Annotated in this window: 14 protein-coding genes; 12 read left to right on the forward strand and 2 right to left on the reverse strand. The window is 33.7% G+C overall.

The window, feature by feature from the left end; translation table 11 throughout:
- The first annotated feature begins 307 nt into the window (after positions 1-307).
- The 10 genes from nheA to ACUXEY_RS10830 all read left to right on the forward strand — a co-directional run bounded on the left by nheA (position 308) and on the right by ACUXEY_RS10830 (position 11,090).
- A complete protein-coding gene (gene nheA, locus ACUXEY_RS10785; protein WP_000751852.1) occupies positions 308-1,468 on the forward strand; it encodes a non-hemolytic enterotoxin NHE subunit A in 1,161 nt (386 codons plus the stop codon).
- Between the two features lie 31 nt (positions 1,469-1,499).
- Positions 1,500-2,708 carry a non-hemolytic enterotoxin NHE subunit B gene (nheB, locus tag ACUXEY_RS10790; protein ID WP_461300657.1) on the forward strand — a complete coding sequence of 403 codons (1,209 nt, stop codon included), beginning with the start codon at positions 1,500-1,502 and terminating at the stop codon, positions 2,706-2,708.
- A gap of 107 nt (positions 2,709-2,815) precedes the next feature.
- Positions 2,816-3,895, forward strand: a complete 1,080-nt coding sequence (gene nheC, locus ACUXEY_RS10795; protein ID WP_461300658.1) for a non-hemolytic enterotoxin NHE subunit C — start codon at positions 2,816-2,818, stop codon at positions 3,893-3,895.
- Between the two features lie 205 nt (positions 3,896-4,100).
- Positions 4,101-4,727: a LysE family translocator gene (locus ACUXEY_RS10800; RefSeq protein ID WP_429602296.1), complete on the forward strand. Its 627-nt coding sequence runs from the start codon at positions 4,101-4,103 to the stop codon at positions 4,725-4,727.
- 373 nt (positions 4,728-5,100) lie between these two features.
- Positions 5,101-5,637, forward strand: coding sequence for a GNAT family N-acetyltransferase (locus ACUXEY_RS10805; protein ID WP_461300659.1), 537 nt, complete (start codon positions 5,101-5,103; stop codon positions 5,635-5,637).
- Between the two features lie 474 nt (positions 5,638-6,111).
- The gene (locus ACUXEY_RS10810) at positions 6,112-7,059 is read left to right on the forward strand and encodes a sugar-binding transcriptional regulator (RefSeq protein ID WP_306185971.1); all 948 of its coding nucleotides are present in this window, start codon (positions 6,112-6,114) and stop codon (positions 7,057-7,059) included.
- A gap of 308 nt (positions 7,060-7,367) precedes the next feature.
- Positions 7,368-8,039, forward strand: a complete 672-nt coding sequence (gene deoC, locus ACUXEY_RS10815; protein WP_001017444.1) for a deoxyribose-phosphate aldolase — start codon at positions 7,368-7,370, stop codon at positions 8,037-8,039.
- Between the two features lie 102 nt (positions 8,040-8,141).
- A complete protein-coding gene (locus tag ACUXEY_RS10820) occupies positions 8,142-9,323 on the forward strand; it encodes a NupC/NupG family nucleoside CNT transporter (RefSeq protein WP_000876170.1) in 1,182 nt (393 codons plus the stop codon).
- Between the two features lie 36 nt (positions 9,324-9,359).
- Positions 9,360-10,661 (forward strand): pyrimidine-nucleoside phosphorylase, encoded by a 1,302-nt coding sequence (locus ACUXEY_RS10825; RefSeq protein WP_461300660.1) that lies wholly within the window; start codon positions 9,360-9,362, stop codon positions 10,659-10,661.
- Between the two features lie 33 nt (positions 10,662-10,694).
- Positions 10,695-11,090 (forward strand): cytidine deaminase, encoded by a 396-nt coding sequence (locus ACUXEY_RS10830; RefSeq protein ID WP_461300661.1) that lies wholly within the window; start codon positions 10,695-10,697, stop codon positions 11,088-11,090.
- Between the two features lie 237 nt (positions 11,091-11,327).
- Here the strand turns inward: ACUXEY_RS10830 and ACUXEY_RS10835 are convergent, their stop codons facing one another.
- Positions 11,328-11,558, reverse strand: coding sequence for a DUF896 domain-containing protein (locus ACUXEY_RS10835; RefSeq protein ID WP_098096872.1), 231 nt, complete (start codon positions 11,556-11,558; stop codon positions 11,328-11,330).
- Between the two features lie 190 nt (positions 11,559-11,748).
- Here ACUXEY_RS10835 and ACUXEY_RS10840 point away from each other — a divergent pair, with 190 nt between their 5' ends.
- Together ACUXEY_RS10840 and ACUXEY_RS10845 are read left to right on the forward strand one after the other, a co-directional pair.
- Entirely contained in the window at positions 11,749-13,032 is a 1,284-nt protein-coding gene (locus tag ACUXEY_RS10840) for an aminopeptidase P family protein (RefSeq protein ID WP_461300662.1), read from the forward strand.
- Positions 13,033-13,150: 118 nt separating this feature from the next.
- Complete coding sequence (locus ACUXEY_RS10845) at positions 13,151-14,791, forward strand: multicopper oxidase family protein (RefSeq protein ID WP_461300663.1); 1,641 nt, start codon at positions 13,151-13,153, stop codon at positions 14,789-14,791.
- A gap of 51 nt (positions 14,792-14,842) precedes the next feature.
- Here ACUXEY_RS10845 and ACUXEY_RS10850 read toward each other — a convergent pair whose 3' ends face one another.
- Positions 14,843-15,388 carry a hypothetical protein gene (locus tag ACUXEY_RS10850; RefSeq protein WP_461300664.1) on the reverse strand — a complete coding sequence of 182 codons (546 nt, stop codon included), beginning with the start codon at positions 15,386-15,388 and terminating at the stop codon, positions 14,843-14,845.
- Positions 15,389-15,453: the final 65 nt, after the last annotated feature.

Here is a 15,453-nt window from a genome sequence, read left to right on the forward strand (position 1 = left end):
AAAACGGAATTTCATATTGACGTACGTTTTTTAGTTTATAATGAATAATATTTTCATGTAATATATTCACTGTGTGAATGTGGAAATGGCTATAAAATAGAAATTTTATACAATAATATTCATACTAATCACATATGAAATGTTTTATAACAATAAGTAAGTACTGTAGCAATAAAAGTTGAGAGAGGTGGTTCATACATGGATCGCGGTGAGAACGTTCTCTATTTTAACCATCTCAAATTATGTGTAAGGAAATAGAATAATAAAATGCGATAGTAATAGTTACTAATACATAGGAGGAGTTAAAGTGAAAAAGACTTTAATTACAGGGTTATTGGTTACGGCAGTATCTACGAGTTGCTTCATTCCTGTAAGCGCTTACGCTAAGGAGGGGCAAACAGAAGTGAAAACAGTATATGCACAAAATGTAATTGCTCCAAATACATTATCTAATTCAATTAGAATGTTAGGATCACAGTCACCACTTATACAAGCATATGGACTAGTGATTTTACAACAGCCAGACATTAAGGTGAATGCCATGAGTAGTTTGACGAATCATCAAAAGTTTGCAAAGGCAAATGTAAGAGAGTGGATTGATGAATATAATCCGAAGCTCATTGACTTAAATCAAGAGATGATGAGATATAGTACTAGATTTAATAGTTATTATAGTAAGCTCTATGAACTAGCAGGAAACGTAAATGAAGATGAACAAGCAAAAGCAGATTTTACAAATGCATATGGAAAATTACAACTGCAAGTACAAAGTATCCAAGAGAGTATGGAGCAAGATTTATTAGAGTTAAATCGATTTAAAACGGTATTAGATAAAGATAGTAGCAACTTATCAATTAAAGCCGATGAAGCAATAAAAACACTACAAGGATCAAGTGGAGATATTGTGAAATTAAGAGAAGATATAAAAAGAATTCAAGGAGAAATTCAAGCAGAGTTAACGACTATTTTGAATAGACCGCAAGAAATTATTAAAGGTTCTATTAATATCGGTAAACAAGTATTTACAATTACAAATCAAACTGCACAAACGAAGACAATTGATTTCGTTTCTATCGGTACTTTAAGTAATGAAATTGTAAATGCTGCAGATAGCCAAACGAGAGAAGCCGCTCTTCGCATTCAGCAAAAGCAAAAAGAGCTATTGCCACTTATTCAAAAGTTATCACAAACTGAAGCAGAGGCAACACAAATTACATTCGTTGAAGATCAAGTAAGTAGCTTTACAGAACTAATTGATCGCCAAATCACAACTTTAGAAACGTTATTAACGGATTGGAAAGTTTTAAACAATAATATGATCCAAATTCAAAAGAATGTTGAAGAAGGCACATATACAGACAGTAGTTTATTACAAAAACATTTCAACCAAATTAAAAAAGTAAGTGATGAAATGAATAAACAAACGAATCAATTTGAAGATTACGTTACAAACGTTGAAGTACATTAAAAATAAGTAACGATATAGGGAGAGAAGAAAAATGACAAAAAAACCTTATAAAGTAATGGCTCTATCAGCACTTATGGCAGTATTTGCAGCAGGAAATATTATGCCGGCTCATACGTATGCAGCGGAGAGTACAGTAAAGCAAGCTCCAGTTCATGCGGTAGCAAAAGCTTATAATAACTATGAGGAATATTCATTAGGACCAGAAGGCCTAAAAGATGCAATGGAAAGAACGGGTTCAAACGCTTTAGTAATGGATCTGTACGCTTTAACAATTATTAAACAAGGTAATGTTAACTTTGGAAATGTATCGTCTGTTGATGCTGCTTTAAAAGGGAAAGTAATTCAGCACCAAGATACAGCTAGAGGAAATGCGAAGCAATGGTTAGATGTATTAAAACCACAGCTTATTTCAACGAATCAAAATATCATTAACTACAATACGAAATTCCAAAACTATTATGATACTTTAGTTGCTGCAGTTGATGCAAAGGATAAAGCGACTCTTACGAAAGGCTTAACTAGATTATCAAGTAGTATTAATGAAAATAAAGCGCAAGTAGATCAGTTAGTAGAAGACTTGAAAAAATTCCGAAATAAAATGACGTCAGATACGCAAAACTTTAAGGGGGACGCAAATCAAATTACATCTATTTTAGCTAGTCAAGATGCAGGAATCCCGCTATTGCAAAATCAAATTACAACGTACAATGAAGCAATTAGTAAATATAACGCAATTATAATCGGTTCATCAGTTGCAACAGCTTTAGGGCCAATTGCCATTATTGGTGGTGCAGTAGTTATTGCTACAGGGGCAGGAACGCCGCTAGGAGTCGCGTTAATTGCAGGTGGTGCAGCAGCAGTAGGCGGTGGTACAGCTGGAATCGTATTAGCGAAGAAAGAACTTGATAATGCACAAGCAGAAATTCAAAAGATAACGGGACAAGTTACAACTGCGCAATTAGAAGTAGCGGGATTAACGAACATTAAAACACAAACTGAGTATTTAACAAATACAATTGATACTGCAATTACAGCATTGCAAAATATTTCAAACCAATGGTACACAATGGGATCAAAATACAATTCTTTACTTCAAAATGTAGATTCAATTAGTCCAAATGACCTTGTTTTCATTAAAGAAGATTTAAACATTGCGAAAGATAGTTGGAAAAATATTAAAGACTATGCAGAAAAGATTTATGCTGAAGATATTAAAGTAGTAGATACGAAAAAAGCATAATCGAATACGAATCGTTAGAGCGTTAAGTATTGATGAACGGTTTGAAGCTCCTGTTCAGTTGTGAGCAGGAGCTTTTTATACTCTTATAAAGAAAATAGGTGAAAAGTATGCAGAAACGATTTTATAAAAAATGCCTTTTAACGTTAATGATTGCTGGGGTGGCAACGAGTAACGCATTTCCTTTACATCCTTTTGCAGCAGAACAGAACGTAACAACATTACAAGAAAGTGCGAAAAATTATTCGTTAGGGCCAGCGGGGTTCCAAGATGTAATGGCACAAACGACATCGAGCATATTTGCAATGGATTCATATGCAAAATTAATTCGAAATCAGCAAGAGACTGATTTGAGTAAAATAAGTTCCATTAATGGTGAGTTTAAAGGAAATATGATTCAGCACCAAAGAGATGCAAAAATTAATGCGGCGTATTGGTCAAATCATATGAAGCCTCAAATTATGAAAACAGATCAAAATATTATTAATTACAATAATACTTTTCAAGCGTATTATGATAGCATGCTAATTGCGATTGATCAAAAAGATAGCGTAAAGTTAAAAGCGGATTTAGAAAAATTGTATGCGGATATTGTAAAGAATCAAAATGAGGTAGATGTATTATTAGGAGATTTGAAAGCCTTTCGCGATAGAATGGCGAAAGACACAAATCGTTTTAAAGAGGATACAAATCAATTAACAGCAATTTTAGCAAGTACGAATGCTGGCATTCCAGCTTTAGAGCAACAAATTAATACATATAACGATTCAATCAAAAAGAGTAATGATATGGTCATAGCTGGTGGCGTACTTTGTGTAGCACTAATTACATGTCTTGCTGGCGGACCGATGATTGCCGTTGCGAAAAAAGATATCGCAAATGCAGAACGAGAAATCGCGAGTTTAAAGGATAGAATTTCTGGCGCACAAGCAGAGGTCGCAATTTTGACAGATGTAAAAAATAAAACAACAAACATGACTGAAACGATTGATGCAGCAATTACAGCATTGCAAAATATATCAAATCAATGGTATACAGTAGGGGCAAAATATAATAACTTATTACAAAACGTAAAAGGAATCAGCCCTGAAGAATTTACGTTTATAAAAGAAGATTTACATACAGCAAAAGATAGCTGGAAAGATGTAAAAGATTATACAGAAAAATTACATGAAGGTGTGGCGAAGTAAACAGTGGACTGGTTCCGCTGTTTATTTTTTTATCCTGTTTTTTGTGAGAGGTGGACTTGTAATTTAATGTATAAATTTTCCATGTCTTGTATCTATGTTATTAGTAACATAGATAAATTTCTGATCAAGTCTTTTATATGTAATGTTTTAATGAAAAAAGCTATACTGTAAGCAAAACTAAAAATTGGAAAGGAAATACTAGAACATGGAAAATTATCTATTATTTATCCTTACAGCAATGTTAATCATAATAATGCCTGGTCCTGGTTTTGCACTAGTTACAAAAAATACTATCTCGCATGGTAAAAATGGTGGGATAAAGACTGTTTTAGGAACGATATCTGGAATGATGATTCATACAATAATGGCTACGTTAGGACTCTCTGCTATTCTAATGAAATTTGCTATGTTATTTACATTTATAAAATATGCTGGGGCTTTTTATTTAATTTACTTAGCTGTAAAGTCAATTAAAAGTGCCTTACATAAAAAAGAAGCTATGTCAGGTTCAGTAGAAATGAACTCTAAAGATATAGGAGCAATTAAAAGCTTTAGACAAGGATTTACTACGGCAATTTTAAATCCAAAAACTGCTGTGTTTTTCCTTAGTTTTTTACCTCAATTTATTGTGAGTAATCAAAATCACTTCCTCCAATTTCTTTTATTAGGAGTCACATTTACGACTTTGACAGCAATATGGTATTTACTTTATATCTCACTCATACGTCAATTAAGAACTTTTCTAAGAAAAGAACGAGTGAACCGTACAATAGAGGGTATTACAGGCGCTGTATTATTAGTATTTGGAGTTAGGTTGTTTTTTCAAAAATAAATATGTAAATGAAAAGAGAAATAATCACTATTGATTATTTCTTTTATTTATTCCAAAACTACTATTTTACAATTGATTTCACACCCTCATACTAATTTTATACACATATCTAATTTGAACTTTAAAAATGACTTCCTCAATAACCTGACCGGTTTGCTTTATAAGAAAAAATCAAGGTAGTTTAGATGACTAAAAAATGTGGAGGTTGCCTCTAAAAGATGAATGATTGAAATATGATCTATAATAAATTTTGAGAATAAAAACCTTTACTATTTTTCATTTTTACTTATTGTCTAACGGTGCAGATTAATGGAACAGATAAAGGAGTTTTGCTTACCGTAAAGAAAGAATAAATAAAGAAAAATGTAAGGGGATGAATAAAATTTTAGAACGTAGCAATCATATTATTCAAATTAAACCTTGGGAAGATAAGGACCTTGATTTACTTTTTCGTATTAACACCCCAGTGATGGTGCAGCATCTTGGAGGTCCAGAAAATGAAGAACAAATTTTGAATCGACACAAACGGTACCTTGAACTGGTTAGTAGAGGATGTATGTTTAGCATTTTATTGTTACCAGAACGAGAATCAGTAGGTTCTGTTGGCTATTGGCAAACTACTTGGAATGATGAAAGTGTGTACGAAACTGGCTGGAGCGTCCTTCCCGCATTTCAGGGGAAAGGAATAGCGACAACAGCAGTAAAGTTGGCAATAGAAGAAGCATCCGCTGAGAATAAGTATAGGTACATTCATGCTTTCCCTTCAGTTGAAAATCCAGCTTCAAATGCAATTTGTCGGAAGCTTGGATTCGAATTAATCTCCGAATCCGAATTCGAATACCCTCCTGGTAACTTTATGCAATGTAATAATTGGCGTTTTAACTTAATTTCCAGTAAATCGCCTTTATAAAATAACAGGGGCGTTTATTTAATAGGAGTCACAACATATGCCCATCAAGCTAAGGTTTTAAATGACATTACGTATGGAATTAAGAAAAAAGCATGAAAAAGAGACCAAAAATGGTCTCTTTACTAACTCTCACAGAAAAACGGACGGAAATTCTATAGGTATGAGACAAAAGTCTTTGATATCCTAGGCCTCATATACAACTTTTTCTATGTGCAATAACTTGATTCTATCATGCATTTTGAACGGCTTTGTTATCGTTACTGCAGAAAAAATATGAATTAAATGTTAATCGATTTACATGTTTCAAGCGTATCTATATTGAGTTTGTAAATCTACACAATAAGTTTTCATTATATATAATAAGTGTAGTAGAAGTTCAGTTAGATAAAATTCGGTAGTCGAATTTTTTTGCATAAAGCTGTATAATGCTTGTAACGAAAAGGAAATACAGGAAAGGATATGTAACGAGTTACTATGGATAAAGATAAACAACAATTAAGCGTTGAAGTTGCAAGATTATATTATCAATCAGATTATAGTCAGCAAGAAATTGCTAACAAATTAAATATTTCAAGGCCGACTATCTCTAGACTATTAAAGTACGCGAAAGAAAAAGGGTTTGTTCAAATTAGCATAGCCGATCCATTTGCTGATTTAGATAACGTTGGGAATTTACTGAAAGAAAAGTACAATTTGTTAGAGGCACATGTCGTATTTTCTCCAGTACCAGAGTATGCAACGATTACAGAGTATATTAGTAAATATGCAGCTGAGTATATGGAAAAGACGGTTAAAACTGGTGATATCGTTGGGGTAAGCTGGGGAATGACGATGTATGAAATCGCTAGAAAAATCGTACCACAACATGTAAAAGGTGTAGAAGTTGTTCAGTTAAAAGGTGGTATTAGTCATTCGAGTGTAAATACATATGCGAATGAGACCATTGCTTTATTTGCAGATGCTTTTCAAACGACGCCGAGAAATCTACCTCTTCCAGTTATATTTGATAACGCAGTGACAAAAGAATTAGTAGAGCAGGATCGACATATTCATCACATTATCGAAATGGGAAAACAGGCGAATATTGCAATTTTCACTGTCGGAACAGTGCGAGACGAAGCGCTATTATTCCGATTAGGCTATTTCGATAAGGATGAAACGAGTTTACTCAAAAAACAATCGGTCGGTGACATTTGTTCACGATTTTTTGATGGGGACGGAAATATTAGTAGTGAAGAAATTAATAAGCGGACCATTGGAATCGAGTTAGAGGAACTGAAATTAAAGAAACGTTCTATTTTAGTTGCTGGTGGTAATAGAAAAATCAAAGCAATTGATGGTGCGTTACGTGGCGGTTATGCAAATGTATTAATTATCGATCAGCATACAGCAAAGGAACTGTTACATTATCAAAAAGATTAGAAATAAAAGGCTTTCTCAAGATGTAAATTTTGAGAAAGCCTTTTATTTTGTTATGTATGGATTATGGGAGTGTTTTTTGAATACAAATTGCCTTTTTAAAAATAATTATGGATATTGAGATACATACTACCATTGTTAATATAAAAGTTTTGATTTTAAATAGGAAGTGTTTCTTAGTTAGAATGAGCTTTATTTACTACAGGAAAATTCCCTTTTAAAAAAGAATGAACAAAATTTCAAAAGTGTATTTACATTTGTTCAACTAAGGGTTAGAATGAAGTTGTTAAAAGATATGAGGAGTGAAGATAATGAATATTGCAAAGTTAATTGACCATACAATTTTAAAAGCTAATACTACTAAAGAAGATGTTATGAAAGTAATCGAAGAAGCAAAGGAATATAAATTCGCTTCTGTTTGTATTAACCCAACATGGGTAAAATTAGCGGCTGAAGAGTTAGCTGGACATGATGTAGATGTTTGTACTGTAATCGGTTTCCCGTTAGGAGCAAGCACTACTGAAACAAAAGCATTTGAAACAAAAGATGCTATCGCAAAAGGTGCAACTGAAGTTGATATGGTAATCAACGTAGGCGCTTTAAAAGATGGCGACAACGAGTTCGTTGAAAAAGATATTTATGAAGTAGTACAAGCAGCAAAAGGAAAAGCTCTTGTAAAAGTAATCATTGAAACTTGCCTATTAACAGATGAAGAGAAAGTACGCGCTTGTGAATTATCAGTAAAAGCTGGTGCTGATTTCGTAAAAACTTCAACTGGATTCTCAACTGGCGGAGCAACTGCTGAAGACATCGCATTAATGCGTAAAACAGTTGGACCAAACGTTGGTGTAAAAGCATCTGGTGGCGTTCGTACACGTGAAGATGCAGACAAAATGGTAGCTGCTGGAGCTTCTCGCGTTGGAGCAAGTGCTAGTGTTGCAATCGTATTAAATGATGCAAAAGGTGCTACAGATAACTACTAATCATTAATGAAGTGAAGAGCAATAGATACACAAAGTAAAGTGTATCTATTGCTTTAACAATTGAAATAGATGTAAGCGGATACGAATGGGAGGAGACGGCTTATGAAATACTTAATCGGTATTTTTGGCCTCGTATTGATTTTAGGTATCGCTTGGCTTGCTAGTAATGATAGAAAAAAAGTCAAATATCGCCCAATCATAACGATGGTTATATTACAATTTATTTTGGGGTTTTTACTATTAAATACAAGTGTAGGAAATATATTAATTAGCGGAATAGCAGATGGTTTTGGAGAACTATTAAAATATGCCGCTGACGGTGTGAATTTCGTATTTGGTGGATTAGTAAATCAAAAAGAGTTTTCGTTCTTTTTAAGTGTATTAATGCCAATCGTATTTATTTCAGCTTTAATCGGTATTTTGCAACACATTAAAGTATTACCTATTATTGTGAAATCTATCGGTCTAGCATTAAGTAAAGTAAATGGAATGGGGAAACTAGAATCATATAACGCTGTTGCTTCTGCGATTTTAGGACAATCTGAAGTGTTTATTTCAGTTAAGAAGCAACTAGGATTATTGCCAGAGAAAAGAATGTATACATTATGTGCATCTGCAATGTCTACCGTTTCAATGTCTATCGTTGGATCGTATATGGTGTTATTAAAACCACAATATGTTGTAACCGCTTTAGTGCTTAACTTATTCGGTGGTTTCATCATTGCTTCTATCATTAACCCTTATGAAGTTACTGAAGAAGAAGATATGTTAGAAGTACAAGAAGAAGAGAAAAAGACTTTCTTTGAAGTATTAGGGGAATACATTATAGATGGATTTAAAGTTGCGATTACAGTAGCAGCTATGTTAGTCGGTTTCGTTGCTCTTATCGCATTCATTAATGCAGTATTTAAAGGTGTAATCGGTATTTCATTCCAAGAAATTCTTGGCTATGTATTTGCACCATTTGCATTTATTATGGGTGTACCTTGGCATGAAGCAGTTAATGCCGGAAATATTATGGCAACAAAATTAGTATCAAATGAATTTGTCGCTATGACAGATTTAGCACAAGGAAACTTTAATTTCTCAGATAGAACGACAGCGATTATATCTGTATTCTTAGTTTCATTTGCAAATTTCTCTTCAATTGGAATTATTGCAGGGGCAGTTAAGAGCTTAAATGAAAAGCAAGGGAATGTAGTCGCAAGATTCGGTTTGAAATTACTTTTCGGTGCAACATTAGTAAGTTTCTTATCAGCAACAATCGTTGGCTTATTATTTTAACAGATTCATATCATATAAAAAGGAATGGTGATTGTAATGAGAATGGTAGATATTATTGCAAAAAAACGTGACGGCAAAGAATTAACAACTGAAGAAATTAAATTCTTTATTAATGGATATACAGACGGAAGTATTCCTGATTATCAAGTGAGTGCACTTGCAATGGCAATCTTCTTTAAAGATATGACAGATCGTGAACGTGCAGATTTAACGATGGCGATGGTTGAGTCTGGAGAAACAATCGATTTATCAGCAATTGAAGGAATTAAAGTAGACAAACATTCAACTGGTGGTGTTGGTGATACAACAACATTAGTATTAGGACCATTAGTAGCTGCTTTAGACGTACCAGTAGCAAAAATGTCTGGTCGTGGTTTAGGACATACAGGCGGAACAATTGATAAATTAGAAGCGGTAGAAGGATTCCACGTTGAAATTACGAAAGAGCAGTTCATTGATATTGTAAACCGTGACAAAGTAGCTGTTATTGGACAAACAGGAAACTTAACACCTGCAGATAAAAAGATTTATGCATTACGCGACGTAACAGGAACAGTAAACTCAATTCCTTTAATCGCAAGTTCAATTATGAGTAAAAAAATTGCAGCTGGTGCTGACGCAATCGTACTTGATGTAAAAACAGGTGCTGGCGCATTTATGAAGACAGAAGAAGATGCAAAAGAATTAGCACATGCAATGGTACGTATTGGAAAAAATGTAGGACGTCAAACTATGGCTGTTATTTCAGATATGTCACAACCGCTTGGATTTGCGATTGGTAACGCTCTAGAAGTAAAAGAAGCGATCGATACGTTAAAAGGTGAAGGTCCAGAAGATTTAACAGAATTAGTACTTGTATTAGGAAGTCAAATGGTCGTACTTGCGAAAAAAGCAAATACGTTAGAAGAAGCTCGTGAAATGCTAATTGAAGTGATGAAAAACGGAAAAGCAACTGAGAAGTTTAAAGAGTTCTTAAGCAATCAAGGCGGAGATAGCTCAATTGTAGACAATCCAGAAAAAATGCCACAGGCGAAGTATGTAATTGATGTACCTGCTAAAACTTCAGGTGTTATTTCTAACATTGTTGCAGATGAAATCGGTATCGCAGCTATGTTACTAGGTGCTGGCCGTGCGACGAAAGAAGATGAAATCGATTTAGCAGTAGGATTAATGTTGCGTAAAAAAGTTGGCGATGCAGTAAAAGAAGGCGAGCCATTCGTAACAATCTATGCAAACCGTGAAAATGTAGAAGATGTAAAAGCAAAAATCTATGAGAACATTTCTATCGCTGAAACAGCAGTAGCACCTAAATTAGTTCATACAGTGATTACTGACTAATCATAATTACATTTACTTTGGGGAGGAAATAATATGGATAAGAAAAAATATATCGAAGAAGCAAATAAGATGTTAGCAAAAGCGTATATTCCGTATTCAAAATTTCCTGTTGGTGCAGCGTTAGTTACGAAAGCAGGTAAAATCTATACTGGTTGTAATATAGAAAATGCTTCTTACGGTTTATGTAACTGCGCAGAAAGAACAGCGATCTTTAAAGCAGTATCAGAAGGTGAACGCGATTTTAGTTACTTAGTTATTACAGGCGAAACGGACGGGCCGATTTCACCATGTGGTGCTTGTAGACAAGTAATTGCTGAATTCTGTGAACCGAAAATGCCTGTATTACTAACGAATGTAAAAGGCGATGAAAAAGAAGTGACTGTTGAGCAATTACTTCCAGGTGCTTTCTCAATAGAAGATTTAAAATAAGTTGAAAAACCATTCCGCAATTATGAATTGTGGGATGGTTTTTTTAATTTCAAAACTTGAATGTAATATTTTGTTCATATTCCGTTCATAAACTTTGCGTAAAATGATTGTATCGTGGAGAATTGCGATGTATCGCTCATATGTTAAATTAGAAAAGAAAATAAAAAGAGCTGGAATTTCTAAATAGGAGTTCCGGCTCTTTTTATGTTTTATACGATTGTTTTTCTAGCTTTGATTTCATTTGCTTAATTTTAAACGTATTTGAGCATCTTGTAATGCCGCCGGTGTAACGTTAAGACCATTTTGATCAACAATTTTTGTGTTTAATAAAATGGAATCTAAGCTTCCACGAAATGTTTGTGTATAGTTTTGGCGCAACATTTGTTGTTCTTGTTTTTCATCAACTGTTAATCCAGATGCTTTTTCTTTTTTTGATAATTCGTTAATACGGAATAAAATGTTTTTCATTTGTCTTCACCTCTAGTTAGGATTAATTACATTAGTTACTTACTAATGTATAGTAATTGTAACGCTTAATTTTTATTATGTCAACATCATCTAAAAGGTTAAAAATTGACGAAAAATTATAACAATAATAAAATGAATAGCAGAGGTTAATTAACTTTAAAAGTATACATAGAACGCTAGGGGGATTAATATGAAATCAACATTTTTTGCTCAAAATAGAGAACGATTAGTAAACACATTACCAGATGAATCTATTACTATTTTATTTGCTGGACAAGCACCTCATATGTCAGCCGATGCACATTATAAATTTGTGCCGAATCGAAACTTTTACTATGTAACAGGAATTGATGAACCAAATGTTATTTTCATGTTGAAGAAGGTTGGAGGTAGTGTAGAAGAAACACTTTTCATTGAAAAGTCAGATCCAGTAATGGAAAAATGGGTCGGTAAAACAGTTTCTAACGAAGAGGCAGAGAAAATTTCAGGTATAAAGAAAGTTGTATATTTAGATAGCTTTGAAAAGACAATGTCAAATATACTTTTCACAGAAAATGTGAAGCATCTATATTTAGATTTAGAGCGTCGTGAGTGGAATGGTGCGGAGACAAAAACGCTTGCGTTTGCTAAACATGTAAGAGAACAGTATCCACACGTTTTAATTGGTAATGTATATCCGAATATTTGTGAATTACGAGTGTTTAAAACAGAAGAAGAAATTGAAATCATTAAAGAAGCGATTGCTGTAACGAAAGAGGGCATTTACAACGTACTTAAGCATGCAAAAGCTGACATGATGGAGTATGAATTAGAAGCTCAGTTTGATTTCACACTGAAGTCATCTGGCATTAAGCATCATGCGTTCAATACAATTTTGGCAAGTGGGAAAAATGCTACAGTTCTTCATTATGAAGATAATGATGCACAAATTCAAAATGGTAATTTAGTACTGCTAGATTTAGGCGCTCAAAAAGATTACTATAATGCTGATATTAGTTACACATTCCCGGCAAATGGAACATTTTCTAGTCGCCAAAAACAAATGTATAATATTGTATTAAAAGCATTGAAAGAAACAACAGAGCTCATTAAGCCAGGAGTAAAGTTTGCTGCATTAAATGAGCATACAAAAAAGGTACTAGCAGAAGAGTGTAAAGCAATTGGTTTAATTCAAGAAGACGAAGAGTTATCAAAATACTATTATCACGGTGTCAGCCATTTCCTTGGTTTAGATACGCATGATGTAGGAACATATAAAGATAGAGTGTTAGAAGAAGGTATGGTTATAACAATTGAACCTGGTCTTTATATTGCAGAAGAATCAATTGGTATTCGTATTGAAGATGATATTCTTGTAACGAAAGACGGACATGAAAACTTGTCAAAAGATATCATTAGAGAAGTTGAAGAGATTGAAGCGTTTATGAGAGCAAATAATGTGAATATAAAAGAAGATGAAGTTGTTACGAAATAATCATTAGTAGAGGCGCTCAATTTTGGGCGTCTTTTTATTTGATCCATTGCACATCTCCATATTTTCTTGAAAATCATTTTTTATAATGATTTTGAAAAAGAAAAAGGAGGGGTTTTCCATGAAGCGATTTGTATTAACAGCAGTTACAGTCTCTGTCATATCTTTAATTGCTGCATGTTCCGCGACTACAAATACAACAAACGATCATAAAAATATGAATGATAAAGGAACACCACAGACTGAAACAGATGCAAAACCATTGAAAGTTGAAAAAGGACCAGAAGTGACTTTAATAGCGAAAGAAGAAAAGCAAAAGTTAAGTAATGGTGTTATTGTTCCGGTCTGGACATTTAATGGTTCATCTCCTGGTCCGGAAATTCGGGTCAAAAAAGGTGAAAAGGTGAAAGTAACATTAAAAAATGAATTATCTGCACCAGTATCTATTCATTGGCATGGATATCCTGTCCCAAATAATATGGATGGAATTCCAGGTGTGACGCAAGATGCAGTTGAATCTGGAAAAAGTTTCACCTATGAGTTTGAAGCGAACGTCCCAGGAACGTATTGGTATCATTCACATCAAGATTCTGTAAATCAATTAGACAGAGGTTTGTATGGAGCACTTATTGTAGAAGATACAAATGAAAAGTATGATAAAGATTACACATTAATGATAGATGAATGGATGACAGATAAAGAAGAAATTAATAATCAGTTAAAAGAAATGGCAAAAGGGCAAAAAGGTAATAAATCTAAGGATAATGAAAATACGAAAAAGAATGATGATAAGAACGCTATGGATCATTCTGATATGGACATGGGCAGTGATAAAAAAGATTCAGGCAATATGGCAGAAATGGACCATCGGAATATGAAGATGGAAGGTCATGATATGAGTATGTATGATTTATTCACAATCAATGGTAAAAGCGGTGATTTAGTAGAACCATTAAAAGTGAATAAGGGAGATAAAGTTCGTCTTCGACTCGTTAATGCTGGTTATCTATCACATGATATACATGTTCACGGTCATGATATAAAAGTAATTGCGACAGACGGTCAACCAATAAACGATCTAAAAGTAATAAAGGATAAAGTAATTTCAATCGCACCGGGTGAACGTTATGATATTGAATTTACTGCTAATAATTCTGGGAAATGGTATGTGGAAGACCATTCAGCAAATAAAGGTGTAAAAGGAATGAAAGCTGTTATTGAATATGATGGCAGCAAAGAGATGAAAGATAAAGCAAACGAAAAAGAAAAATTATCGAAATTAGATATGACGAAATACGGTGCTAAAAAATTAGGTAGTTTCACGTTAGATCAGCAGTATACTGCCACATATAATATGGACTTAAATACGCAAATGAATGGAAATGAAATGGTATATACAATTAACGGAAAGGTATTTCCGAATATTGACCCGATTCCAGTAAAAAAGGGTGATTTAGTAAAAGTAAAATTGGTAAATCGTTCTAAAATGGACGATCATCCAATGCATTTACATGGTCACTTCTTCCAGGTGTTGAGTAAAGATGGAAAACCGATAGAAGGTTCTCCAATTGTGAAAGATACTTTGAACCTAAAACCAGGTGAAGAATATGAAGTAGCCTTTGTAGCAGACAATCCAGGTGATTGGATGTTCCACTGTCATGATTTACACCATGCTTCCGCGGGGATGGTAACAGAAGTGAAATATACAGATTATAAATCTGACTATGTTCCCAATCCAAACATTCCTAATAAGCCAGAATAATATGAAGCAGTTATCCTTTGGATAGCTGCTTATTCATTTTCGTTGCAAGAGTCAATGTATATGTTGATCATGCTCGGATGAATGTGGGGGAGTATGCTCTGGGAATGTCACGAATACGGAAACGATAATTACCACACTAATTGAAAGTAATAATAAAAAACGCCTTTGGATAAAAGTAGAAAAAGTTTCTGATAAAAGTTGAATTATACATGACATAGTTATTGTTATCGTAAGTAAGAGACTAATAAACAGTATACTATGAGCTTGTTGAGCGTTTAACATTTCTGTAATCATTGCTCCCATCATACTTGCCATTAATCCAGAGAACATTCCTTCTAAAGCAGTATATAGGTGAAAACGTAGACCGACTACAAAACCGATACAACCACTAATTAAAATCGCAAGCAAAGTAGAATATAATAATTCTCCTTTAAAGAGTATACCTAAATAAAAACCTATGCTTAAACCGATACACATACTAAAAGACATAATAAATACCATATACTCCATTAGGGTACCCTTGCGTTTAGAAATATATGATGTAATAAGAATCGAGACACAACAAAGTGTTAAGGCGGTTAATGTGTAAGCGAACATCATGATACCTCCCTGTCCTATCATTCATTTCATCATATGTTCATATGGAGAGTACTTATGCTTAT

The sequence above is a fragment of the Bacillus sp. F9_6S_D1_P_5 genome, from assembly GCF_054823925.1.